Below are 23481 nucleotides of genomic sequence, written 5' to 3' on the forward strand. Positions count from 1 at the left end.
TGAATTCAACTCCTCAACTAACGCTTCATTCAACTGAAAAATACTAGATACTGGGAAGTAAAATACTTTTAAGTCAATTAAACTTATAAATCCTTTATTTATACCCCCTTCATTAATTAATCCTCTACATTCATTAATTTTTTCTTCAAAAGAACTCAAGAAGCTCTGCTTGTCATAATCGGTAATAAGCTCACTATCGTGCATAATAAAAATAGGTATGATTATTTTGTCAAACCGTTGATCTATCGGAAGGCTCGAATTAGCTAGTCTTTCCAATTTTTCTTTATGAGGCCAAGATGAATCAATCTCTGACGTAAGAGCATAAAGTCGAGTCTGTAAGGATTGTAAAGTTGCGATGTAGTTGATATTGTCAATTACACTGTTTACTGCCAAATCAATATTAGTGCTAACAGAGGATGCACCAATCCAGAGCTCAATATTGTCAAAATTTAAAATTGCGTGAGTACAAGAAAACGTCTTATTATTTTGATCAAATACCCGATTCATTATCGGTATAGTCGAATAGGACTCTCTAATCGCAATATGTAAACAAAGGTCACCTAGAGCATTCAAATCACTGGCAGGATAATTACTTCTAGCATACTTAAACAAACGCCTTGGATTTCCGTTAAAGTTTGCTCGATCCTTATGCGAAAGGCTGTAATCTATAATCCAGTCATACACTGTCTCAGTGAAGTGGTTCATGTTCCATTGCTCAAAAGTAAAACCAATATCTACACCTTTAATACTTGGGACACCATCGGTGCAGTGTATGCAATACTTGAATGGAGAGGTAGGGTGTGAAGGGGCTTTATAGTCGATCCCCTCTTGAGCGATAATTTGAATAGAAGCCGCTTCAACAATTTCATAAATCGCTTGGTCTTTGAGAAAATCATCCGTCGACACAGAGTAAAGAGTGTTTTCACCTTGTTGAACTAGAAGTATACCAATACACTTCCCCTCGAATAGCACAGGAGAACCTGACATTCCTTTGTATTGACTGACAGTGTTTGATTGCGAAACTTCAAAGCTCCATTCTTTCGAAGTCATATGTGCAAACGTATTTGTCACCTCCACATTGATTGGTGCATGATAGTGCTCCTTTTCAATAGGGTAACCACATGACTTAACCTTACTATCGAGGTTTACATTTGTCCGATACAGCTCAATTAAGCTACTGACATTTCCATCATTGACTTTCAGTATCGCTACATCAATGTTTGAATTCTGATAGATACAATCAGCGTCAATCGACTTTTCATTAGCAAAGTCATCGCTCGACAAATACACCTTTATTGACTTACCTCCTTCGACTACGTGATTGGCAGTAAGGAGTAAATTATCAGAAATCGAAAAACAAGTTCCTCGCCTTGTCTTAAGTTCCGATAACGATGTTTCAACGATGTAAATCGAATCAAGTTTAAACTCTTTAATTACCTCGGTGCTCATAGTCCAACCTCACAAGAGTCCATAAATAACTTGATGTTTGGGTAGCTAACTCTTAACTCATCCTTAAACCAATCGGGAATATGTCCTATCTCATAATTCATAAAAATTTCAGCTCCAACATCTTTATTTACTATGGCTATTCTTGACAAAACTTCTAAGTTCGGATGACCGTGAGAATTTCCATTTGTACTGATCAAGTATTTTTTACAAACAATACGATTTAATAAATCAATGCTAGTGTTATTTTGACTACCGTGGTGAGATACTTTAACCGCATCTACGGTTATCGATTCTAGTCCAGAGTCATCCAACCAAGACAGTACAGTTCCTGCATCACTATCAGATAAATACAATAAGCGCTTACCATTTGATTCGATCAAGAAAGACAGGCTACTTCTGTTTGTTATCGAATTGTCATCTTCAAATTTGGTATTTGCCAATTCTTCTATGCTTCTAGAGTCAACAGATGTGATAGGGGTTACGTTAGGTAGAGTTTCTTGAAGAGTCGCCACGTATTGCTCAAAAGCATCGTAATACGTTTTGCTTATAATTTTTGGTCTAATACTTCTTTCTAAGAGCTTATCTTTCCACAGATCTTTTAATTCTTGCAAAGTTGCTTTAGAAGGGCCGATGACAGAGAATTTCATCTCACCGATATTAAAGCTATTACAGCCTTCACGGTGGATAGGCTTACCTCCAACTGGAGGGTTTAGAGTAATCATCTTCTCCGAAATAACATACGAGAGTGAAGTTCCTTCGGAGTAACTTATCTTTTCAAGACTTCCAACAGTGGCGACTTCTTCAGAAATAGCTTGTAGCTTTACGTCGGACATACGATCCCGTTCTTTAGAATCACTCAAAGGTCCAAATAATTGCTCTGCACCATTAAAATAAAACTGATCAATTCTTGGGCAATCATCACTCTGTAATAGCTTAATGACTCCATTAACATGGTCATTATCGATATGTGTGACAATAACAGAATCAATCTTGTCCTTACCGACAATATTAGGCTTCCAACTGGAAAAAGATTGTGCTGTTCCACCATCAATTAAGACAACTTCAGATTGTGTTTCTATAGAAATACAATCGCCATTGCCAGCTTTGTGCATCATTATATTTAACATTTTTGTAACCACTAATTTGATACATTGCTGTATGTAGTTAGACTAAAATTTAAAATTGCAGAATATTTCCAGTGGTTAAAAGACAAATTCAAAGTAGGACAAAAACTAGTCCATATCACACATTTATCTGTACGCAGGATAAAACCGCTTTCTAAACACAACCATAGCAATATACCATAGAGCGCATAATGTAAGGCTTGATTTGGTTCATGTGGTTGGCCATTCATCAAAAAAAACAATAATTTGAAAGGAATTATCTGCGGTATGACGAAAACCAACTTTTCATTAAAAGGCTCTAGAGTTAATTTAAATCACCACGTCATCCTCCCTAACATATCAATATGGAAACTCTAAAATGCAAGCATCCCAGTTCATTCAAATCATAAAAAATGAGTTTGAAAGTGGTGTAAAAGATCATATGCCGGAATGGAGTATCGCTTATCAGCTTATAAACTTGAGAGAAGTGCATAGCCCCCAACTTACGACAGATCAAACCTTAATAATTGAAGCTCTCGTTTTTATCACTTCTCATAGAATACAACATGGTAAATTAACTTTACGATATGTTGAAAATTTCCCTTCCTTGAAATTCGATAAAGAACAAATTAAAAGCGTGGAAACCTTTGTCAAAGAGCTCGATAACGTTTGGCTCACTGCAAAATTCTATGATGTTCTTTGGTCAAATATGAGTGAAAAGAAAGCTGACTACATTATGAACTGTGTCTCAGCCTATATACGATTTCCTTTAGTAGAAATCCTTCATACTATTGAGTACTGGGAACGAGGATTGTTTTTAGCTGGAACGGCAAAGCTAAAACAACAACAAAGCCTGATAGTAGGGACTTTGATTCAAGAGGCACTAAACAATAACAACAGTTTTGTCATAGTTCGCATGTTAAACCAGCATAAACTATTAGGTATGTATGCAATTGAGTTGGTTGATGTACTAAAGTCTCAAATCAAGAATGAAATTCAAAAAAGAGGTCACTGGATTGCGGTCGAGTATTGGAATTTGATACTTGATATGGGAAATAAATACAATTCTCTTAAGAGTAAAAAAAGCTCCTACATTCAATCCAAAGCTCATGCGTTATGTTCACTAGCAGAGCACAACAAGAAAATAAACAACATTCATGTTGCCTCAGATAACTATCGCGAGGCGGTCATCGGGTTAAAAAGCCTAAGTAATGACTACAAGATATCTCATAACATTGACGAAGAAATTCAAAAAATAGAACGTAACCTTGTTGATCTTAGACTTCAAATAGAAGAGCAATTCAAAAAAATAGCTCAACCTATCAAGGTAGACATTTCAAAGGAAGTTGAAATCGCAGAAGATCTAATTCAAGGTGAAAATCTAGAAGAACTCTTACAAATTCCAGATCTAGAGTACAGACACTTTTATAAAGTACAGAGAAGAGTACACAAAAAAGAGGGAGGATCGTTTCTTAATCATTTAATTGGTGGCTCTAGTTATTCAGATAACGACGGAAGGGTGCTAGGGACTTTCGACTCAACATCAGAAGAAGTAAAAAAAATTGAATGCTATCGAATGCTTATTGAGTATAGCGGCAAACAGGCAGCTAGTTACATTCTACCAGCACTAAGGAAGTTCAAAAAAATAAAATCACTAGATGAAGAAGAGTTTTACAAACTTGCTCGCTCTTGCTCAATGGTTCCTGACGATCAGAAACGCTTAATGGGAAAAGCTCTATGGCATGGTTATAGAGAAGATTTCTCTACTTCAATTATGTTGCTATGCCCCCTGGTTGAGAGCATCTTAAGGAACATCTTAAAAGAGTCTGATATCCCGACAGTTGATATTGACCGTGTTTCTGAATCTGAAAAAAGCATGAATAAGCTGTTGGATATTGCAAAAGAAAAGAAGATATTAAATCAAGAAGTTATATTTAAAATAGAAGCAATTTTCGTTAGCAATTTTGGGTTGAATTTTAGAAATAAGGTAGCGCATGGTTTGGTTTCAGATAATTCAGCCAGTTCACTTTATGCAACCTATGTTTGGTGGCTATGCCTAAAGTGGGTCATCATTTATTCACCGGGTGGCTAACATCTCATCATTATTCAAGCGAGTACGAACATGTTTTTTTAAACAAAAAAAACGGTATAACAATTAATGTTATACCGTTTCTTAAAATGTGGCGTCCCCTGAAGGATTCGAACCTTCGACCACCGACTTAGCTTACCACTACAGCTTTCGCTGCCATCAATCACGATGTTTGTAGTCTGGACTATATCATCACCCACAACATAACTTGCTAGGGTGGAGGGCGCTAAATGATGTTTTACGCAATGTGTTCGCATTGCACCACCTAGTCTCTGCACCTTTCTTACACGCATGTAAGACTTGGCTCATGATTGCCACCGCCACTACGCGCTGAGGTTTCCATGAATTCACCCTCTACACTGTATAAGTTTCCAAATACAGGCTCCTCTCTTAAAGGTCGGTGCTCTATCCAGCTGAGCTAAGGGGACATATTAATACGACGCTATAGTACTGATTTAGCTATCGATTTTCAACCATCCAAGATGATTATTTTAACTTTTTTGCTATCACTTATAAGAAACAACTGTTTACCTAAAAGTGGTAACTGCCTAATAATAAATGGTAACCATAAAAATCATTATGGTAACCTTACTACCACCTAAACCTTTGTATAATAGTCGTTCATTCCTAAAATGGTAACTATTAGGGGGTTAGTCGTGCTCTATCCAGCTGAGCTAAGGGCGCGCTACAGGAACGAATTATACGAATTCGAATCAGTAAAGCAACGGCTTTATGTAACATTCTGATCTAAGTGAGTAAAAAAAGGGCAACAAACATATAAGTGTTGGAAAATAGACCAAAGCAAACGTTTGCTTGATGGTAATCAAAAAGATTTTCTGGAATAATGCGCCAAAAACATCAGCCACTAACTTGAATATCAATACTAAGGAAATTCATGACTGCTCAAAATATTGATGGAAAGCTAATTTCTCAAACGGTTCGCTCTGAAGTTGCTGCACGTGTAAAAGCTCGTACTGAAGCTGGATTACGCGCTCCGGGCCTAGCGGTTGTTTTAGTGGGTGAAGACCCTGCTTCTCAGGTTTACGTTGGAAGTAAGCGTAAAGCGTGTGAAGAAGTTGGCTTCGTATCTAAATCTTACGATTTGCCAGCCACTGCGACAGAAGATGAACTGTTAACATTAGTAGACCAACTGAACCAAGATCCAGAGATCGACGGTATTCTGGTTCAACTGCCTCTACCTGCTGGCATTGATAGCACTCACGTTCTTGAGCGCATCACACCAGAAAAAGACGTTGATGGCTTCCACCCATACAATGTAGGCCGTTTGGCTCAGCGTATGCCTAAGCTTCGCTCTTGTACGCCAAAAGGTATCATCACGCTGCTTGACCGTTACAACATCGACTTACGTGGTAAGCACGCGGTTGTCGTTGGCGCATCAAACATCGTAGGCCGTCCAATGACTCTAGAACTGCTTCTAGCGGGTTGTACAACGACGACATGCCACCGTTTCACTAAAGACCTTGAAGGCCACGTACGTCAAGCAGACGTTGTTGTGGTTGCAGTAGGTAAGCCTAACTTCATTCCGGGTGCTTGGATTAAGAAAGGCGCTGTTGTGGTCGATGTTGGTATCAACCGTTTAGAATCTGGCAAACTAGTGGGCGACGTTGAATACGACGTAGCGAAAGAAAGCGCAAGCTTCATCACACCTGTGCCGGGTGGTGTTGGCCCAATGACGGTGGCGAGCCTAATCGAGAACACCATGATCGCTTGTGAGCAATTTCACTCGAAGTAATCCGCAGCGCATATAAATAGAATTAGAAAGCCGCAACGTGATGAACGTGGCGGCTTTTTTGATACTTAGCTATTCGTTTTTGAAACAAGGCGACTCGCTTTTGATGAAGTGCTCGTTGCTACTTATCTGGAGTCTCGACTTTTTCCACCTGTTCAGAAGGCGGTAATAAACTAATAAGCTCACACTCCGTTGATAAGAGTTTTTCCAACTCAGATCCTTGTGTAATTAAACGGAAATCACCGCCATTAATCACCCCAAGAGGAATGGCTTTAGGATACAAAGCGTTAAACTCTTTTAAATCAAATGCCTCGGTCAAACCTGTACTTTTAATTTGACTACCCTGAGCCATCAGTGAGTTAAGCTTGGAATAGGTAATCCCTTCCGAAAACAGACTTCTATTGCCATCGCGGCTCACCTGGTGCCTTTCATGTTTATTCTCTGAGGATTCAAGCTCAAACACCTTATTCTCACCAAACTCGTCTTGATAGTGCATGCTAACTAACGGGTTAGTTTGACGATAAGGCGACACGATCATCGCACGCCCTATTCTATCCAATTCCAGATTATTTTCAGCGTGGCTCGAAGCCGGGTTACCAAAATAAACATTCAAGTTTTCCATACGCGCCAAGCGAATACTTTCCCAGTTGGTATCAGCAAGCACACTGTTGATGTTATGTGTGGCTAGCACTTTGGCAAACTGGCGTGAAAACTGAGTCGCACCAAAGAAGATAACGCCTTGTGCCTTCTCTTGAGTCACACCTAGCCTTCTCGCCCACCAACTCGCGGTAAGGCTCTGAATCACAACCGTACCGATGATGACCAAGAACACCATTGGCACCAGAAGGTCTGCGCCTTCAATTAATTGTTTTTCTTGAAGCTTGATTGCAAACAGAGAAGAAACCGCGGCTGCAACGATCCCGCGTGGTGCCATCCAACTCAAAAACCATTTATCCGCAGAGGTAAGATCCGTGCCGATCCCGCTGATCCACACACTCAAAGGACGCGCCACCAGCATCACTACCGCTAACAGGCCAGCCCCACCCCAACCTATCGAGAGGAAGGTTCCGGAGTCGAGCCTGCTCGCTAATAGAATAAACAACGCAGAAATAAGCAACACGGTTAGGGTTTCTTTGAATTCGATGATGTCTTCGATATCCAAGCCTTTAACGTTGGCAAGCCAGATCCCCATGATGGTCACGGTTAATAAACCAGACTCTTCACTCAAGTCATTCGAGAAAGAGAACGCTGCGAGCATTAACGTCAGTACAGCAACATTACGCAAATAGTGCGGAACCCAATGCCCTTTCAGCATCTTGGCAATCAAATGGCCACCGATGATCCCTAAGCCTAGACCTATGACTAACGTCAGGCCCAGAGCTGATAGAACGTGTCCGGTAGGGTCGGCAGAAGAAACAATGTACTCGTAGACGAGAACCGCAAACAGAGCGCCAATCGGGTCAATCACTATCCCCTCCCATCGCAAGATACTGCTTAAGGAAGATTTAGGTTGAATGCTGCGTAGCATTGGCACAATTACCGTTGGCCCCGTCACCACGACTAATGCACCAAACAGAGCCGCTAAAGGCCAACTGAAATCCACAAAGTAATTAGCACCCACCACGATACACGCCCAGGTAATCAACATGCCGAAACTCACGAGGTGAGTCACCATCCGGCCATGGCCTCTGATTTCTTTGAAATTTAGGGTCAATGCACCTTCAAACAGGATGATGGCAACCCCTAAGGAAATCATAGGAAACAACACATCACCGAAAATGGCATCGGGATTTAGGATATTCAGGCCGGGGCCTAACAATAGACCGACGATGAGGAGAGGAAGAATAGCGGGAAGACGTAAACGCCAACCGAGCAGCTGACAAGCTAAAGACAAGAGTCCAATTAACGCCAAAGAAGAAGTAATCGACAAATCCATTTGTGCCCCTAAAAGGTTTGTACCACACCCTGTGGTACAAACTATGCAATGAAATAAGAAAGCCTATGTTCTTACACTATAGGCTCTCTTTTTCACGCTAACCGAATATTATTGTGATTAATCAGTTACTTTATTATAGGGGAAGTAAAGCCATGATCAGTTAGCTATAGAGAAAGTACAACACCAGCAATAGCGGCACTCATTAGGTTAGCAAACACACCCGCACAAATTGCTTTGAAGCCATATTGTGAGATGAAAGAGCGACGCTCTGGAACTAAGCTGCCCAAACCACCGATCAGAATCGCCATGGTAGAGATGTTAGCAAAGCCACATAGAGCAAAAGTTACGATCGCTTGTGAGTGCTCACTCAGTGCCTCTTTAGCATCCATTAGCTGGATGAAAGCCACGAACTCGTTCACGACAATCTTGTTACCGATCAATGAACCTGCAACCACAGCCTCAGACCACGGTACACCGATTAGCCATGCAACGGGTGCAAACACATAACCTAGGATAAGTTCGAAGCTTAGGTTTACGCCAAACCAGCCACCAACAATACCTAGCAAGCCATTCAGCATTGCAATCACACTGATAAAGGCAAGAAGTGTTGCACCCACTGCAACGGCAATACGAAGTCCAGACATAGCCCCATCTGCCATTGCCTCAACTACGTTTGTTGCTCGTGGAATTTCTACATCAGACTCAATATTTTCTTGAGCGTCATCTGGGCTGCCAGGTACTAAGATTTTAGCCATCAATAGACCGGCTGGTGCAGACATGAATGCCGCAGCGATCAGGAAGTTTAAGTCAACGCCAAGCGATGCATAACCCACTAACGTACCACCAGCAACAGAAGCCAAACCACACACCATCACAGCAAACAGTTGTGAATCCGTCATGTGCTTTAGGTAAGGTTTAACCACCAATGGCGCTTCAATCATGCCGACAAAGATGTTGGCAGTCGCAGACAGTGATTCTGCACGACCTGTACCCAAGAACTTCTGTAGCGCACCACCAATAAGGTTGATCACCTTTGGCATAAAGCCAATGTGGTACAAACCTGAAATCAGTGCAGAGAAAAAGATAATGATGCCCAGAACATTAATCGCGAAAACAAATCCGTTATTCGTTAAGCCACCAAATAGGAAGTTAATCCCCTCTTGACCGTAGTTGATCAAGCTAGATACCGCACCTGTGGCTGCATTCAACGCTTCTTTACCCATTGGTACATACAGAACCAATAGCGCGAATGAGATTTGTAATAAGAAAGCCAAAGAGACTGTTCTTAGTGGAATATTTTTTCTGTCCGTAGATAGTAACCAAGCGGCAACTAAAATAGTGATAATTCCAAGTAGGGAAGCCATGTGCGTCAACCTAAAAGTTGTAGATAGGAAAGGCGACGCATTCTATAGAGGAAATCGTTTGCGGCAAGCTGAGGTTGTTAACGTGATGTTGGGGTAATCATGATATAACTATGAGTATAATTAAGTTATTGAATTTTAATAATTAACTTTGATTAAAAAGCGTACTTTTTCCATGTGGAAATTATATTTATAGATTAGGAAACAGTTAACGATGCAGTTCAACGCAGGTTTTAAGGTTTTTGTCCCAATATGTCGGCGACCCGATATGATCTTTAATGAACTCAATCACCGCTGAAAGCTTCTTCGGCATGTTCTTTCGGCTTGGATAAACAGCATAGAATGGCATTAGCTGACTGGCTCTCCACTCTGGTAATACTTGAATCAATTTTCCCGTTCTAAACTCTTCTTTCACTAAGTAAGTCGCCAGATAAGCAACGCCCCACCCTGATACTGCCGCGTCTCGTACTGCCTCAGCCAAATCAACTGAGTAATCGCCCGCGACTTTGACGCTGAGGTTTTCTTGCCCGTTGTCAAACGCCCATGATGTGTAATCTCGTTCACGGCTGCGATAGATAAGACAGTTATGGTCAATCAAATCGGAAGGTACATGTGGCGTCCCAGCCTTAATCAGATAATCCGGTGACGCAGCCACCACAAACTGACTGTCGGCTAATCGCTGCGCAATGTAACCTTCAGGCAGGTCTTCATTGTTGGTGATCCAGAGATCCAAGCGCTCTTCAATCATGTCCACCTTATAGTCGAACAAGTGAACCTCGATTCTCAGCTGTGGGTAAAGCTGTCTGAGTTGGTCGATCGCGGGAATGATATGCAGCGTGCCAAATGACTGCGACAAACCGACGCGCAGTATTCCAGAGATATCATCGCGCTGGCTGTCCATATCCATCTGAGCTGATTTCACCGTGTTAAACAGCTGCTCACAGTGTTGATAGAACACGTCTCCCGCTTCGGTAAGCGTGAGGCTTCGTGTCGTCCTTTGCACCAGCTTGATTCCTATCGAGTCTTCAAGCAAAGCGACTTGCTTGCTGATATGAGACACTGAAACATTTAAGCTCTTTGCAGCACTAGTAAAGCCTTCATGCTTAATTAACGCATGGAATATCACCATCTGTGCAGCTCTATCTGTTAGCACAAGGCCACCTTCTCAAATCTCTAAAATATAAAATCAAAAAGGACTCCGAAGAGTCCTTTAGTTCGTTCTGCCTATGGTAGGCCAAATGCTATCAAAGCAAGCTATGCCAATTAATCAAACTTAATTCTGTCGGCTAGGTGGCTTACTGCCAAAGCAAAGTAGTAAGAACGATTCCACTTCATTAACACATTGTAGTTGTTGTAAATGAGGTACGAACGTCCGGTTTCATCATCCGGCATAATTAACCAAGCTTTAATGTCTTCATCAAGCGTCGGCAGTGGGCGATCGTCGTAGCGCTTAATACCAAGTTCAGACCACTCTTTTAGATATTTAGCTTTTTCTTCAGTTCGGCCTTGCAAATCAATAGACACGGTTGACGGTACGTGAACCTGACGGCCCCAAGTGTACTTATCATCCCAACCTGATTGGCTAAGGTAATTGGCTGCCGAAGCAAACACATCTTCTTCAGTGCCCCAGATATCTTTCTTACCGTCGCCATTACCATCAGCGGCAAACGCTAAGAATGAGCTTGGCATAAACTGAGGTTGCCCCATAGCACCAGCCCAAGAGCCTTTCATCTCTTTTGGTGCTATATGGCCTTGATCAAGAATCTTCAACGCCGCCATTGCTTCGCTGCGGAAAAACGCTTCTCTGCGCCCTTCGTAAGCCATGGTCGTTAGCGCATCGATAACACTGTAATTACCGGTGAACTTACCAAAGTTACTCTCAACGCCCCATAGTGCGACAATGAATCTTGGTTGAACACCATATTCATCACCAATACGCTTTAGCGCTGTGTAATGCTTTTTATAAAGAGAGCGAGCTTGCTTCACTTTCCAATCTGGTACTGCTCGTGGAATGTATTCATCCAGAGTCAGCTTCTTCTCAGGTTGGTTTTTGTCGGCTTTCACCGCTCTTGGCTTAAACGTTACACCATCAAAGGCTTCATCAATGATCGCTTCAGAAACGCCTTCTTCACGGCCTTGTTGCTTTAGTTTTTCTACATATTGTTCGAAGCTCAATTCTTCAGCGTGTACTGAGCTAATGGTCAGGCTATTACCCAATAGTAATGCTGACACAGCCAATATGGTTTTCGAAAATTTACTCAACGATCACTCCTCCTTGAATTGAGGTGGCTATCACTCTTCGTCTTGAGATTTCTGTTGAGCTTTACGCTCTTTATGAAGTTCAAGTTCGTTAACTGGTGGTGGCGGAACCTGCAAAAAGAAACCATCGGTATTCAGTGATTCTTTCACTTTTTCGATGTTCACTTGAGCCAGTTTACGGCCATCCATTTTAATTACCATTACAAAACTAGGTTTACCAAACATTTGCATCAATGCGTCAGGAACTTGTGAAAAATCATCCTTCTTAGGGATATAAAGGTATGCTCCTTCTTTCTTTGAGCTTTTATATATAGAACACAGCATGACAAACCTTTTAATTGATTATGACTACAAAACTCTCACTTGCGAGATCAATAGTTTATGTTAGGGAAATATTGGGAACAAAACGTCCATTTGACAACAAGATTACTTGCTGTGCTTGGTTTGGGAATATAACATGATAAACCTAGTTTCAGGCAATGCCCTTTATTTTATTGATAAAGAAATTGTACCAATTCGCTATTGAGGTCCTGTAGTTTTTCGATGTCTAGTAACCCAGATCTAAAAGGTAGCAGCTTTACGCTATCTGTTTTGCACTTATCCGATGATCAAGTCGAAAATGCAGTGTCTTTTCTTCAAGAGAAGGTAGACCAAGCACCCACGTTTTTCGCCGCTGCGCCTGTTGTTATCAACATCAGCAAAGTCGCAGGCGATATCGATTTTGTGCAACTGAAAAATGGTATCTCTCAAGCGGGCATGATCCCGGTTGGCGTGGCTGGCTGTTCTGATAAGCGTATGCAAAATCTAGCGAAAGAAGCGGGCTTTGCTGTTATGACGGCAAGTAAATCTCCATCGCAAGCACCCGCTAAGATGGCACCGATTAAGGTGGTTCGAACCCCAATTCGTTCTGGTCAGCAGGTTTACGCGAAAGATGGCGATTTACTCATCCTAAGTCACGTGAGTGCAGGCGCAGAAGTGATTGCCGATGGCAGCATCCATATTCATGGCACATTACGCGGCCGCGCGATTGCAGGTGCAAGTGGTCAAACTGAAGCAAAAATAATTTGTAATGATTTACAAGCCGAGCTGGTTTCTATTGCAGGAAATTACTGGCTCAGCGATCAAATTGAAAGCGAGTACTGGCAGAAAAAAACCATGTTCAGTATGGCAAACGATGTATTACACGTTGACGTCCTCGCAATATAAGAGAAATAAAAGGAAAAAATAATGGCACGCATTATCGTTGTAACGTCAGGTAAAGGCGGGGTAGGCAAAACGACCTCTAGTGCAGCTATTGCCTCTGGTCTGGCTCTAAAAGGAAAGAAAACCGCAGTTATCGACTTTGATATCGGTCTGCGTAACCTTGATTTAATCATGGGTTGTGAGCGTCGTGTTGTTTACGATTTCGTTAACGTTATCAATGGTGAAGCAACGCTGAACCAAGCGATGATCAAAGACAAGCGCACAGAGAACCTGTTCATTCTTCCTGCTTCTCAAACTCGTGATAAAGACGCACTAACGAAAGATGGTGTTCGTCGCGTATTTGATGAACTGGATGAAATGGGCTTTGATTTCATCATCTGTGATTCTCCTGCGGGTATCGAGCAAGGCGCTCTAATGGCGTTGTACTTTGCTGATGAAGCGATTGTAACGACTAACCCTGAAGTCTCTTCTGTACGCGACTCAGACCGTATTCTAGGTATTCTTGACTCTAAATCTCGTCGTTCAGAAGACGGGTTAGAACCAGTGAAAACTCACCTTCTACTGACTCGCTACAACCCAGCACGTGTAACTCAAGGTGAGATGCTAAGTGTTGAAGACGTTGAAGAGATCCTACACATCTCTCTACTGGGCGTGATTCCAGAGAGCCAAGCGGTACTGAACGCATCGAACAAGGGTGTTCCAGTTATCTTTGACGAAGCAACCGATGCAGGTATGGCTTACAATGATACTGTTGAGCGACTACTAGGTAGCCAAGTGGACTTCCGTTTCTTAACGGAACAGAAGAAAGGCATCTTCAAAAGACTGTTCGGGGGCTAATACGCAATGTCATTACTAGAGTTTTTCAGACCACAGAAAAAGACGACCGCAAACCTAGCCAAAGAGCGTTTGCAGATCATTGTTGCTGAGCGCCGCAGTCATGACGACCCTGCTCCATCATACTTACCGCAACTGAAAGAAGACATCTTGAAGTGTATTGCGAAGTACGTTGAAGTAGATCCATCAATGGTTGATCTTACTTTCGAACACAAAGATGACGACATCTCAGTATTAGAGTTGAACGTTAAGCTACCAGAAGACGATAAGTAGTCTTCGCTATCTTGTAAGTAGTAAGCAGATTAAATAAAAAAGAGAGCCTAGGCTCTCTTTTTTGTGTCTGCATTTTATATCTGTAACAGGCTAACTCTTATAACAAGTACAGATTACTTAATTGCTTTATTCAGCTTCTCGCCAACCACATCTAAACGCCAACCTTGCATGACATCAGGTAGCTTTTCAGGGTTACGTTGGTGTTTCCAAACCCAGCTTAACACTTGGTTAAGTTGCTTTTTCGATGCCAAAAACTCGGTCGCTAAACCACTGTGTTGTGATGCTGTTTTCACTTCATCTTTCAACACTTTGAAGATTTGCTTGTAACCCGGGTAGTCCATTAGACGTTCTACTGGTGCTGGGTACTCTTCTTCTGGCGTGTGCTCAGCCAATTTTACAATTGAGCTGATCTTCGCACCATGGCGACGTACAGAACGGTAATCAAAACCTTCCTGCTCCATGTGCTTAGGATCTTTCATCGCGAATCGAGCCACAGCCCATAAGTCTTGTTCTTTGAAAACAAAGTTCAGCGCTAAATCACGCTTAATTGCTTCTTTTAGACGCCAAGTCGCTAACGGTCTTAAGATAGCTAACTGTTTAGGTTTTAGCTGCCATGCACCTTTGATATCAAGGTAAGCATTATCTGGGTTTGCTTTACGAATACGTTTAGCTACTTGAAGGTCAGACTCTTGTTGAGCCGCTTCCCACCAGCCCGCTTCCATCACTTTTTCTAGAAGCTTGTTGTACATTGGCATCAAGTAGTGAACGTCTGCTGCTGCGTAGTCGAGTTGCTTTTGAGAAAGCGGACGCGCTAGCCAGTCGGTGCGAGATTCACTCTTATCTAGGTCAACACCTACAAACTCAGAAACTAGAGCTGCAAAGCCAGTTGAAAGACCATGTCCTAAGAAGGCTGCCATGATCTGCGTATCAACCATTGGCGTTGGCGTACAACCAAATGCATTCTGGAAAACTTCCAGATCTTCGCCACACGCATGTAATACTTTCAGTACTGAAGTGTCTTTCAACAGCCCAACAAACGGTGTCATTTCATCAAGAGCAATAGGATCAATCAGTGACAGCGTTTCACCATCAAATAACTGAATCAAGCCTAATTGAGGGTAATAGGTTCTTGTACGAACGAACTCCGTATCAAGCATAACGACATCGGCTTCACGTGCTTGTTGGCAAACTCGCTCAAGGTCTTTCAATTGGGTAATGATTTGATAATCCACAAAAACTCTCACAGGTTTCTATTTGATCGCCGGATACAAAAATGCCGACATTAACTGTCGGCATTCTAACACCATTTTTCAGCGCTCGCTTAGATTAAGCGCCTCTATGGTTATGGTGCAGTACTTTCTCGTAAACGGGCTAATTATTCGCTAGCGCGTTTCGCAAGTTCTGCATCGTTTTCTTCACGCAGTACGCGGCGTAAGATCTTACCTACGTTAGTCTTTGGAAGATCATCTCTGAACTCGACTAATTTAGGAATCTTGTAACCCGTTAAGTGCTCACGACAGTGCGCGATAATGTCTTCTTTGGTCAGGCTAGGGTCACGCTTAACCACGTAGATCTTAACTAACTCACCAGACACTTCATGAGGCTGGCCAATAGCTGCTACTTCTAGCACTTTACCGTGCAGAGCCACGACGTCTTCAATCTCGTTCGGGTAAACATTGAAGCCTGATACAAGAATCATGTCTTTCTTACGGTCAACGATGTACAACAAGCCTTCGTCATCAAACTTAACGATATCACCTGTCGATAACCAACCGTCTTGATCGATCACTTCTTTGGTCGCTTCAGGGCGCTGCCAGTAACCTTGCATCACTTGAGGACCACGAACTTGTAGCTCGCCCACTTGGTCATTAGCAATAACCTTACCTTCATCATCAACAATACGAACTTCTGTCGATGGTACTGGTAGGCCAATCGCACCTGTATAGTCTTTCAGATCGTATGGGTTACCCGTTACCAGTGGTGAACATTCGGTTAAACCATAACCTTCCAATAGGTGGACGCCAGTCACTTTCTTCCATTGCTCAGCAACAGCTCGTTGAACCGCCATGCCGCCGCCAACAGACAAACGCATGTTACTGAAATCCAATTCGTGGAAATCTTCGTTGTTCACTAACGCATTGAACAGGGTGTTTACACCAGTAATCGCGGTAAACGGAACTTTTTGCAGTTCTTTGATGAAGCCAGGGATATCACGAGGATTAGTAATAAGAAGGTTACGGCCACCCATCTCAACAAACAGTAAGCAGTTCACCGTCAGTGCAAATACGTGGTAAAGCGGTAATGCCGTTACAACCAACTCGCGGCCTTCTTGCAGAACAGGACCATACGCCCCTTTCGCTTGAAGTACGTTCGCAATCATATTGCGGTGCGTTAGGATTGCGCCTTTCGCTACACCCGTTGTACCACCCGTGTACTGCAGGAATGCAATGTCATCACCCGCCATAAACGGCTTAACGTATTGAAGACGACGGCCTTTATGAAGCGCTTTTCTGAATGAAATAGCACCCGGTAGATCATACTTAGGCACCATACCTTTTACGTATTTCACTACGAAGTCGACAATTGTACCTTTCGCACGAGGTAACATTTGACCTAGGCTAGTTAGAACAACGTGTTTCACTGGTGTGTTATCAACTACTTTCTCTAGCGTGCTTGCGAAGTTAGATACGATAACAATCGCCTTTGCACCAGAATCGTTCAGTTGATGTTCAAGCTCACGAGGTGTGTAAAGTGGGTTGACGTTCACTGCAATCATACCGGCACGTAATACACCAAACAGTGCAATTGGGTATTGCAGCAGGTTTGGCATCATCAGTGCAACGCGATCGCCTTTCTTCAGTTTCAAATCATTCTGCAAGTAAGCGGCAAAAGCACGGCTGCGCTCTTCAAGCTTACGGAACGTCATTATTGAGCCCATGTTCTCGAATGCTGGTTGGTCTGCGTACTTCTGTACCGACTGTTCAAACATTTCAACAAGAGATGGGTACTGATCTGGGTTGATCGTCTCTGGTACGTCACTTGGATAACGTGAAAGCCAAGGTTTATCCACTTTGTTACTCCTCGTTTATCAGCTGACGACTGTTTCGCCGCTTTTTATCATTGCGGTATTACAGCACAGCTTTAGTGCATGAGCACTAAAAGGCTCAAACACTTGTTTAAATTTTGTTAACTACACCAAGAATTAGCTCAGAAACTAACTCTGGACTCTCTAAATGGCAATGATGTCCGCCAGGAACAGTCTCTATATTTAGAGGACTATGGGCTGATTTGTAGCGATTATGCTGCAAATGTCGGAATCCATCATTTCCTAAAACTATTAATTGAGGGCATTCAATAGCCGCCATGATCGCTTCAGCGTGCGCCTGTGACATTCGATATAACGAGTCACATTTTAGATTAGGGTCGCATCGCCATTGCCAAGAGTTCTCGAACTCGACAATACCTCGCTCAACAATAGGAGCGATTAATTCAGCATTAATTTGGTTGGCGTGAGCTCTCAGCTTAATAGCATCCTCAAGGCTTGCCAAAGGACGTGAAGGCTTTCTTCGCTGTCGAAGACGACTGAGTACCCCATCCCTCAAGCGAGAGACTGTTTCGTGGGGAGCTTCAGAAAGAGGTCCGTGACCTTCAATTTGAATTAATCCTGACACCTTTTCAGGAAAGGCGGCACTATAGCAACTTGCTATCAATGCACCAAGTGAATGTCCTACCAGTACCAGTCTGTTTGGCGATAATTTAGTCACCAACTGATGCAAGTCATCAATATAATCATGAAATGGGTAGTAACTTCCCGATTTGTGCGACGAGAAGCCGTGTCCGAAGAGATCGATAGCCACAAGGTGAGCATTGGGCGCAAACTTGGCGACTTGCTGCATAACCTGATTAAAGCTGGACGAATTATCCAACCACCCATGAATAAAAACGACCGTCGTTGCGGTCGTTTGTGGGTTGCCAATCTGTTGTGTTGCAAGCGTCCCGCTCGCGAGGGAGTATGACTTTTCAATCATCAAACATGTAGTTCCATCTGTTTGCGCAATCAACGTGGAATAAAGTTAATTACTCTACGTCCTGTATAACTCGACCTTGTCTTGGCATCGTTTGAAAACTGCGACAATGTAAACTTCTGCACGAGTAGTAGGTTGGTGCAAAATCGTTAACAACCACGCGCTCAGTTATGTTCCACAGTCGTTGATTGTCCACTTTCATTACAGGGAAGGTGTAAGGGTATTCCCCTATTTTTCCATCTTCACTTCCGCTTGACTGACCAACCAGTGTAATCAGACGACCTTCTGCAAAACTTAGAGGCTCAACATACCCTTCAATATAACCAACAAAACGCCCGCTTGGCTCTGCGTCTAGATCTGGCTTACCGCTACTCGAAATCGGCATATTAGCAACTTCGATTCGAGTCCTGTCTTTCAAGTTGGTCACTTTAGAGATAACGCCACCTAATCGAACACTTTGCGCATCCGGTAGTTGGTCGACCCATTGTTGGTAATCGCTAATTACAGGCTCTGATTTTGCTTCAAGCTCGCTAGGAAGTGATGAACACCCGGCAAGTGCCAAGACACCAAGAGAAAGGGCTATTAAGCGTGATTTAGAGAGATAATTTGACATGGTTCTGGTCCTTAAACAGGCATTAATAAGAAGCTCTAGATGTAGATATCGACACCGATAAGCTTTGCAAGTTCTTCTTTCTTCGCCTGATTCATTACATCCATATACTCTTCCATAGCCTTACGTCCTCGGCCTTCTGGAAGATCATACTGGATTTGAGCCTTGTGCAGTTCAGACTCTTTAACTTGACGAATAGAGTGAGAAACAGCATTAGCCACCTTAGTTGGTTGCCCAACCGCAGTGCTAGCATCAGATTTTTTTGCCTGCTCCTTCTTTTTGATTCGATTAGGCTTAGACGTGCTGCCTATCGAAGAAGGAGGTAAGTTGTTAATTGATACCATGACTAAATATCTGCCCTCTCAAATCTAAATAATACGCATTTAGATCTAATTTGCATCAGAACCTTGTAAAAATTATTCGCGACCTGGCAGTTTCTTCCAAGTCACTTTGTCACGAAGATAAACTGGCTCAGACTCTTCTGCTGCAACCGCTTTGCCTTCTGCATAAGCGAATTGAGCAAGGAACGCCATATCTTGAGCTTCTGGGAATAGCACTTCACACGCTTTGGTGTTGATCGCTAATGTGTCCATATGCTCGGCATAAGCTGCCCAACCGGTACCAACTTTCGCCCATGTTTCAGAATCTGCTTCTAACTGCGCAGCCAATTCGCTTGGTGGTGTAACACACTCAGCATCAACCGCAGTCCAACGACCGTCTTGTTCACGGCTGTAACGAGCCCAGTACACTTCACTCATACGCGCATCAATCGCTGTTGCTACATAAGTTTCACCAAATTTACGGTAGCTACCTTGCGCCATCGCTGCCAGTGTAGAGACACCAATCATTGGTAAATCCGCACCAAAAGCCAAGCCCTGAGCAATACCAATACCAATACGCACACCCGTGAAACTGCCTGGGCCTTGGCCAAACGCGATAGCATCGATATCGGTTAAAGCGACATTCGCTTCTTTCAGTACTTCATCAACCATAGGTAGAATTTTCTTCGTATGGTCTCGAGGAGCCTCTTCGCTACGTGCGAACACCTGGTCACCAATTACTAATGCAACTGAACAGTTTTCAGTTGCGGTATCTACTGCAAGAATTTTCGCGCTCATTTGTGTCTCAAATATTCGTTATCTAATCTAAAAATAATGGCTAAACTCAACAATGCCAATTACTCAGCAGCGGTTGAATGGTCTTTAGCTAAGAATTCTTTAATGACCCCTAAGTCACGTGTACGAGGGATAGGCGGTAAACTCGCCAAAAATATGCCACCGTAATCGCGAGTCACCAATCGGTTATCGCAAATAATCAAAGCACCATTATCGCGCTTGTCACGTATCAATCGGCCGACACCTTGTTTCAAGGTAATCACAGCGTCTGGCAACTGTACTTGTGCAAAAGGATCACCCCCTTTTAGCTTACAGTCCTCGATTCGAGCCTTAAGTAAAGGATCATCAGGGGCCGTAAAGGGCAATTTATCGATGATAACACAGCTTAATGCATCGCCCCTAACATCTATCCCCTCCCAGAAAGCACCTGTAGCCACCAGCAATGCGTTACCTAATTCCATGAATTCGGCTAAGGTTTTTTGCTTACTTGTCTCACCTTGCAGCAGAACTGGAACCGAAAGGGTTTCACGAAATCGCTCGCCCAACTCTTTCATCATGCTGTGTGAAGTACACAAGAAGAAACAGCGGCCTTGGTTTTGCTCAATCACCGGAGTCAGCATTCGAACTAACTTATCCGCCAAACCCGGACTATTGGGTTCTGGAAGATAACGAGGCACACATAAACGTGCCTGATTCGGATAATCAAATGGACTCGGCAGTGCAAACTGAGCCGATGGCTTTAAGCCAAGTCGAGAGGTAAAGTGATCGAAATCATCTGACACCGCCAAGGTTGCTGAGGTAAATACCCAAGCGCCCGGTTTAAGTTCGATTTGCTCATGGAATTTATCCGCAACCGACAGTGGTGTGATGTGCAAAGCGAATTGCCTTGGTGTTGTGTCATACCAATAGGAGTAACCCGTAATCGACACATCGCACACACGTTCAATGCGTGACTTAATCATGTTCGCACGTTCAAAAGCGGTGTCTAACAGTTGGCTTCGACCCAATGCTAGCTTCAATACATCGACGGCCAGTTGCAACGCATCTTGTAGACGAACAAGTTCTCGTGCAATTGACTCAGACTTTAGTGCTTCACGCCAGTTACCACGAAAGCCGGTATCGCCCAACACAATGCGTAGGTCGGCAGCTGACTGAACGAGCCTGTCCCCCACCTTTTGTAACTGACGCATGTCTTTCGCTTCGGTTCGGTAGGCGATCTCGATGTCTTTAGCGAGCTCATTGATCTGTCGGCTCGACACGGACTGACCAAAGTATTGGCTGGCAATATCGGGAAGCTGATGGGCTTCATCGAAGATAAACACGTCTGCTTCTGGGATTAGCTCACCGAACCCGGTTTCTTTAATCGCTAAGTCCGCTAAGAATAAGTGATGGTTTACAACAACCACATCCGAATCCATCGCTTTTTTACGCGCCTTAAGCACAAAGCAATCGGTGTAGCTTGGGCACTCTTTACCTAAGCAGTTGTCGTTAGTGGAAGTAATCGTAGGAATGATTGGGCTGTCTTCAGCGATATCATCACAATCGCCTAAATCCCCCGTTTGAGTGGATGAAGACCAACTACGAACTTTGACTAACTGAGCCAGCAGTGTTGGATCGGTATGAGCACCATGACTCTCGATCATTTGACGGCTGAGTCTGTCCAAACACAAATAGTTTGAACGCCCTTTAAGTAACGCAACCTGACCATAAAAGCCAAGCGCATCGACCATCAATGGTAAATCTCGGTGAAACAGCTGTTCTTGAAGGTTTTTAGACCCCGTACTAATGATGGTTTTCTTGCCACTAAGCAGCGCTGGCACTAAGTAAGCAAAGGTCTTACCGGTACCCGTTCCCGCTTCAACAACTAATTGGCTCTGTTGCTCAATAGCTTGTGAAACCGCTTCAGCCATGTCTAGCTGAGCTTGTCGTGGCTGAAACCCTGGGATCGCTTTACCCAGAGCACCATCAGCAGAAAACGTTTTAGATATCATAGAGTACGAAGTTTAGAAAAATAGAAGACGAATTATGGCAGGTTTAGTGAGCCGGCGCGAATCAAGAATGACTTCGCACCGGAGGTGTTTGGTTTAGTTTGACGTGACTTGAGTTACCTTAAAGGTAAGAACTGAAGAAGTAAGAATTAGAGAGTCATTTTTATTTTCGACTTAGGTAACGTGACAACCAAGAGGCGCCTTCAAAATGGTTATCACAAGGTTGCATGGCCTTCACCACATCGGTTGGCGAGGTCTTGCTTTCCCACATTTCATCTAGAACATTACCATCTAACTCCGTACCACCCACCAATGAATTCACTCGCTGGCAGTACAGTTTTTTTGCTAGTAACTCTTTACCCATAAGTACCACCTCTATTTTGGGCCAAGGCGTAAATGCCTCGGTTGAAGTTCAAATGCGTACTACGGTCAAAACTTTAAAAATGAAGCTTCTGCCTGTTTTCTTATCTAAAAACTGATATTTCCACATCAAACAATTTATCAAAGCGATAAATGAGCAGCAGAATTTGTTGAAACCAACTTGATAATAGATTAATTATAACGGTGATATTGCGGCTCAGTTCACCGTTCGACGGCCTGCATTTAATTTGAAGAATAAAAATATTTCACGGAAGTAAGATGCAAATGGAAAGAAAAACTTTACTAACACATTGTACTGATGCCCCGGGCCTCATCTCTAAGATCACCAACATTTGTTATAAGCACCAACTCAATATTATTCACAACAATGAGTTCGTAGATAACACAAGTGGCCACTTCTTTATGCGCACCGAGCTTGAAGGGTATTTCAATGATGAAACCTTGCTTGCCGATTTGGACCAAGCCCTGCCACCAAATACGAAACGTAAACTTGTTGATTCGTCTCGCAAGCGTGTTGTGATACTCGTGACCAAAGAGGCGCACTGCCTTGGCGACATTCTAATGAAGAACTTCGATGGCAGCTTAGACGTTGAAATCGCAGCAGTAGTTGGCAACTATGACATTCTTCAAAGCCTAACCGAGCGTTTTGACATCCCTTACCACTATGTTTCTCACGAAGGGTTAAACCGTGAAGAACATGAGAAGAAGATGCTAGAAGTGATTGACCAATACGAGGCGGATTACCTTGTTTTGGCTAAATACATGCGAGTGCTTACTCCAGGGTTTGTTGAAAAGTACAACCACAAGATCATCAATATCCACCACAGCTTCTTGCCAGCATTTATTGGCGCGAAGCCATACCAACAAGCGTATGAGCGCGGCGTGAAGATCATTGGCGCAACGGCACACTTTGTGACGAATGATTTGGATGAAGGTCCGATCATCAAGCAAGATGTTATCCCTGTCGATCACAACTTCAGCGCGAAAGACATGGCGCAAGCCGGTCGTGACGTAGAGAAGAACGTATTGAGTAAGGCGCTAAACAAGGTGATCAATGATCACGTGTTTGTTTACGGCAACAAGACTGTGATTCTATAAGTTGCTA

At 43.1% G+C, this 23481-nt stretch carries 21 protein-coding genes; 6 read left to right on the top strand and 15 right to left on the bottom strand.

Going from position 1 to position 23481, the window contains the following annotated elements:
* Together A142_RS17920 and A142_RS17925 are read right to left on the bottom strand one after the other, a co-directional pair.
* On the bottom strand, positions 1-1449 hold a 1449-nt coding region (locus A142_RS17920; RefSeq protein WP_019826126.1), incomplete at its 3' end, for a Hachiman antiphage defense system protein HamA.
* Positions 1446-2576 (bottom strand): ComEC/Rec2 family competence protein, encoded by a 1131-nt coding sequence (locus A142_RS17925; RefSeq protein WP_081324726.1) that lies wholly within the window; start codon positions 2574-2576, stop codon positions 1446-1448. The genes A142_RS17925 and A142_RS17920, both read right to left, overlap by 4 nt.
* A gap of 355 nt (positions 2577-2931) precedes the next feature.
* Here A142_RS17925 and A142_RS17930 point away from each other — a divergent pair, with 355 nt between their 5' ends.
* The gene (locus A142_RS17930; protein ID WP_019826129.1) at positions 2932-4644 is read left to right on the top strand and encodes a DUF4209 domain-containing protein; all 1713 of its coding nucleotides are present in this window, start codon (positions 2932-2934) and stop codon (positions 4642-4644) included.
* Positions 4645-5536: 892 nt separating this feature from the next.
* Positions 5537-6394, top strand: coding sequence for a bifunctional methylenetetrahydrofolate dehydrogenase/methenyltetrahydrofolate cyclohydrolase FolD (folD, locus tag A142_RS17935; protein WP_017629535.1), 858 nt, complete (start codon positions 5537-5539; stop codon positions 6392-6394).
* Positions 6395-6512: 118 nt separating this feature from the next.
* On the opposite strand, the gene A142_RS17940 is transcribed toward folD, so the two are convergent.
* The 5 genes from A142_RS17940 to A142_RS17960 form a co-directional block, all read right to left on the bottom strand.
* Complete coding sequence (locus tag A142_RS17940; protein WP_019826132.1) at positions 6513-8327, bottom strand: cation:proton antiporter; 1815 nt, start codon at positions 8325-8327, stop codon at positions 6513-6515.
* 164 nt (positions 8328-8491) lie between these two features.
* Positions 8492-9691 carry a NupC/NupG family nucleoside CNT transporter gene (locus A142_RS17945; protein ID WP_019826134.1) on the bottom strand — a complete coding sequence of 400 codons (1200 nt, stop codon included), beginning with the start codon at positions 9689-9691 and terminating at the stop codon, positions 8492-8494.
* 205 nt (positions 9692-9896) lie between these two features.
* Positions 9897-10817 (bottom strand): LysR family transcriptional regulator, encoded by a 921-nt coding sequence (locus tag A142_RS17950; protein ID WP_080967320.1) that lies wholly within the window; start codon positions 10815-10817, stop codon positions 9897-9899.
* Positions 10818-10951: 134 nt separating this feature from the next.
* Positions 10952-11950, bottom strand: coding sequence for a lytic murein transglycosylase (locus A142_RS17955; protein ID WP_019826139.1), 999 nt, complete (start codon positions 11948-11950; stop codon positions 10952-10954).
* A 30-nt stretch (positions 11951-11980) separates the two neighbouring features.
* Entirely contained in the window at positions 11981-12271 is a 291-nt protein-coding gene (locus A142_RS17960) for a YcgL domain-containing protein (RefSeq protein WP_019826141.1), read from the bottom strand.
* A gap of 219 nt (positions 12272-12490) precedes the next feature.
* Here A142_RS17960 and minC point away from each other — a divergent pair, with 219 nt between their 5' ends.
* From minC to minE, 3 genes are read left to right on the top strand one after another with little or no spacing between them, the layout of a single operon-like run.
* Positions 12491-13153, top strand: a complete 663-nt coding sequence (minC, locus tag A142_RS17965) for a septum site-determining protein MinC (protein WP_017629530.1) — start codon at positions 12491-12493, stop codon at positions 13151-13153.
* A gap of 21 nt (positions 13154-13174) precedes the next feature.
* Positions 13175-13987 (top strand): septum site-determining protein MinD, encoded by an 813-nt coding sequence (minD, locus tag A142_RS17970; protein ID WP_009848498.1) that lies wholly within the window; start codon positions 13175-13177, stop codon positions 13985-13987.
* A gap of 6 nt (positions 13988-13993) precedes the next feature.
* On the top strand, positions 13994-14257 hold the full coding sequence (gene minE / locus A142_RS17975) for a cell division topological specificity factor MinE (protein WP_004737949.1): 264 nt from the start codon (positions 13994-13996) through the stop codon (positions 14255-14257).
* Between the two features lie 113 nt (positions 14258-14370).
* Here the strand turns inward: minE and rnd are convergent, their stop codons facing one another.
* From rnd to A142_RS18015, 8 genes are all read right to left on the bottom strand, one after another.
* On the bottom strand, positions 14371-15489 hold the full coding sequence (gene rnd / locus A142_RS17980; RefSeq protein WP_029405704.1) for a ribonuclease D: 1119 nt from the start codon (positions 15487-15489) through the stop codon (positions 14371-14373).
* A 143-nt stretch (positions 15490-15632) separates the two neighbouring features.
* Positions 15633-17327, bottom strand: coding sequence for a long-chain-fatty-acid--CoA ligase FadD (gene fadD, locus A142_RS17985; protein ID WP_019826145.1), 1695 nt, complete (start codon positions 17325-17327; stop codon positions 15633-15635).
* Positions 17328-17433: 106 nt separating this feature from the next.
* Positions 17434-18285, bottom strand: coding sequence for an alpha/beta fold hydrolase (locus A142_RS17990; protein WP_019826147.1), 852 nt, complete (start codon positions 18283-18285; stop codon positions 17434-17436).
* Positions 18286-18334: 49 nt separating this feature from the next.
* Complete coding sequence (locus A142_RS17995) at positions 18335-18895, bottom strand: Slp family lipoprotein (protein ID WP_019826149.1); 561 nt, start codon at positions 18893-18895, stop codon at positions 18335-18337.
* Positions 18896-18930: 35 nt separating this feature from the next.
* The gene (locus tag A142_RS18000) at positions 18931-19236 is read right to left on the bottom strand and encodes a hypothetical protein (protein WP_017062378.1); all 306 of its coding nucleotides are present in this window, start codon (positions 19234-19236) and stop codon (positions 18931-18933) included.
* Between the two features lie 72 nt (positions 19237-19308).
* Positions 19309-20010: a tRNA (adenosine(37)-N6)-threonylcarbamoyltransferase complex dimerization subunit type 1 TsaB gene (gene tsaB, locus A142_RS18005; protein ID WP_019826153.1), complete on the bottom strand. Its 702-nt coding sequence runs from the start codon at positions 20008-20010 to the stop codon at positions 19309-19311.
* Between the two features lie 59 nt (positions 20011-20069).
* A complete protein-coding gene (locus A142_RS18010; RefSeq protein ID WP_019826154.1) occupies positions 20070-21998 on the bottom strand; it encodes an ATP-dependent DNA helicase in 1929 nt (642 codons plus the stop codon).
* A gap of 160 nt (positions 21999-22158) precedes the next feature.
* Positions 22159-22359 carry a hypothetical protein gene (locus A142_RS18015; protein ID WP_029405705.1) on the bottom strand — a complete coding sequence of 67 codons (201 nt, stop codon included), beginning with the start codon at positions 22357-22359 and terminating at the stop codon, positions 22159-22161.
* A 281-nt stretch (positions 22360-22640) separates the two neighbouring features.
* Here A142_RS18015 and purU point away from each other — a divergent pair, with 281 nt between their 5' ends.
* Entirely contained in the window at positions 22641-23474 is an 834-nt protein-coding gene (gene purU, locus A142_RS18020; protein WP_029405706.1) for a formyltetrahydrofolate deformylase, read from the top strand.
* Positions 23475-23481 lie beyond the last annotated feature (7 nt).

Source organism: Vibrio splendidus 12E03 (assembly GCF_000272105.2).
GTDB lineage: Bacteria > Pseudomonadota > Gammaproteobacteria > Enterobacterales > Vibrionaceae > Vibrio > Vibrio splendidus_I.

Excerpts from the sequence above, each read along its gene's own strand:
- A142_RS17925 (WP_081324726.1), bottom strand. The coding sequence starts at position 2,576 with ATGTTAAATATAATGATGCACAAAGCTGGCAATGGCGATTGTATTTCT.
- A142_RS17930 (WP_019826129.1), top strand. The coding sequence starts at position 2,932 with ATGCAAGCATCCCAGTTCATTCAAATCATAAAAAATGAGTTTGAAAGT.
- folD (WP_017629535.1), top strand. The coding sequence starts at position 5,537 with ATGACTGCTCAAAATATTGATGGAAAGCTAATTTCTCAAACGGTTCGC.
- A142_RS17940 (WP_019826132.1), bottom strand. The coding sequence starts at position 8,327 with ATGGATTTGTCGATTACTTCTTCTTTGGCGTTAATTGGACTCTTGTCT.
- A142_RS17945 (WP_019826134.1), bottom strand. The coding sequence starts at position 9,691 with ATGGCTTCCCTACTTGGAATTATCACTATTTTAGTTGCCGCTTGGTTA.
- A142_RS17950 (WP_080967320.1), bottom strand. The coding sequence starts at position 10,817 with ATGGTGATATTCCATGCGTTAATTAAGCATGAAGGCTTTACTAGTGCT.
- A142_RS17960 (WP_019826141.1), bottom strand. The coding sequence starts at position 12,271 with ATGCTGTGTTCTATATATAAAAGCTCAAAGAAAGAAGGAGCATACCTT.
- minC (WP_017629530.1), top strand. The coding sequence starts at position 12,491 with ATGTCTAGTAACCCAGATCTAAAAGGTAGCAGCTTTACGCTATCTGTT.
- minD (WP_009848498.1), top strand. The coding sequence starts at position 13,175 with ATGGCACGCATTATCGTTGTAACGTCAGGTAAAGGCGGGGTAGGCAAA.
- minE (WP_004737949.1), top strand. The coding sequence starts at position 13,994 with ATGTCATTACTAGAGTTTTTCAGACCACAGAAAAAGACGACCGCAAAC.
- A142_RS17990 (WP_019826147.1), bottom strand. The coding sequence starts at position 18,285 with ATGATTGAAAAGTCATACTCCCTCGCGAGCGGGACGCTTGCAACACAA.
- A142_RS17995 (WP_019826149.1), bottom strand. The coding sequence starts at position 18,895 with ATGTCAAATTATCTCTCTAAATCACGCTTAATAGCCCTTTCTCTTGGT.
- A142_RS18000 (WP_017062378.1), bottom strand. The coding sequence starts at position 19,236 with ATGGTATCAATTAACAACTTACCTCCTTCTTCGATAGGCAGCACGTCT.
- tsaB (WP_019826153.1), bottom strand. The coding sequence starts at position 20,010 with ATGAGCGCGAAAATTCTTGCAGTAGATACCGCAACTGAAAACTGTTCA.
- A142_RS18010 (WP_019826154.1), bottom strand. The coding sequence starts at position 21,998 with ATGATATCTAAAACGTTTTCTGCTGATGGTGCTCTGGGTAAAGCGATC.
- A142_RS18015 (WP_029405705.1), bottom strand. The coding sequence starts at position 22,359 with ATGGGTAAAGAGTTACTAGCAAAAAAACTGTACTGCCAGCGAGTGAAT.
- purU (WP_029405706.1), top strand. The coding sequence starts at position 22,641 with ATGGAAAGAAAAACTTTACTAACACATTGTACTGATGCCCCGGGCCTC.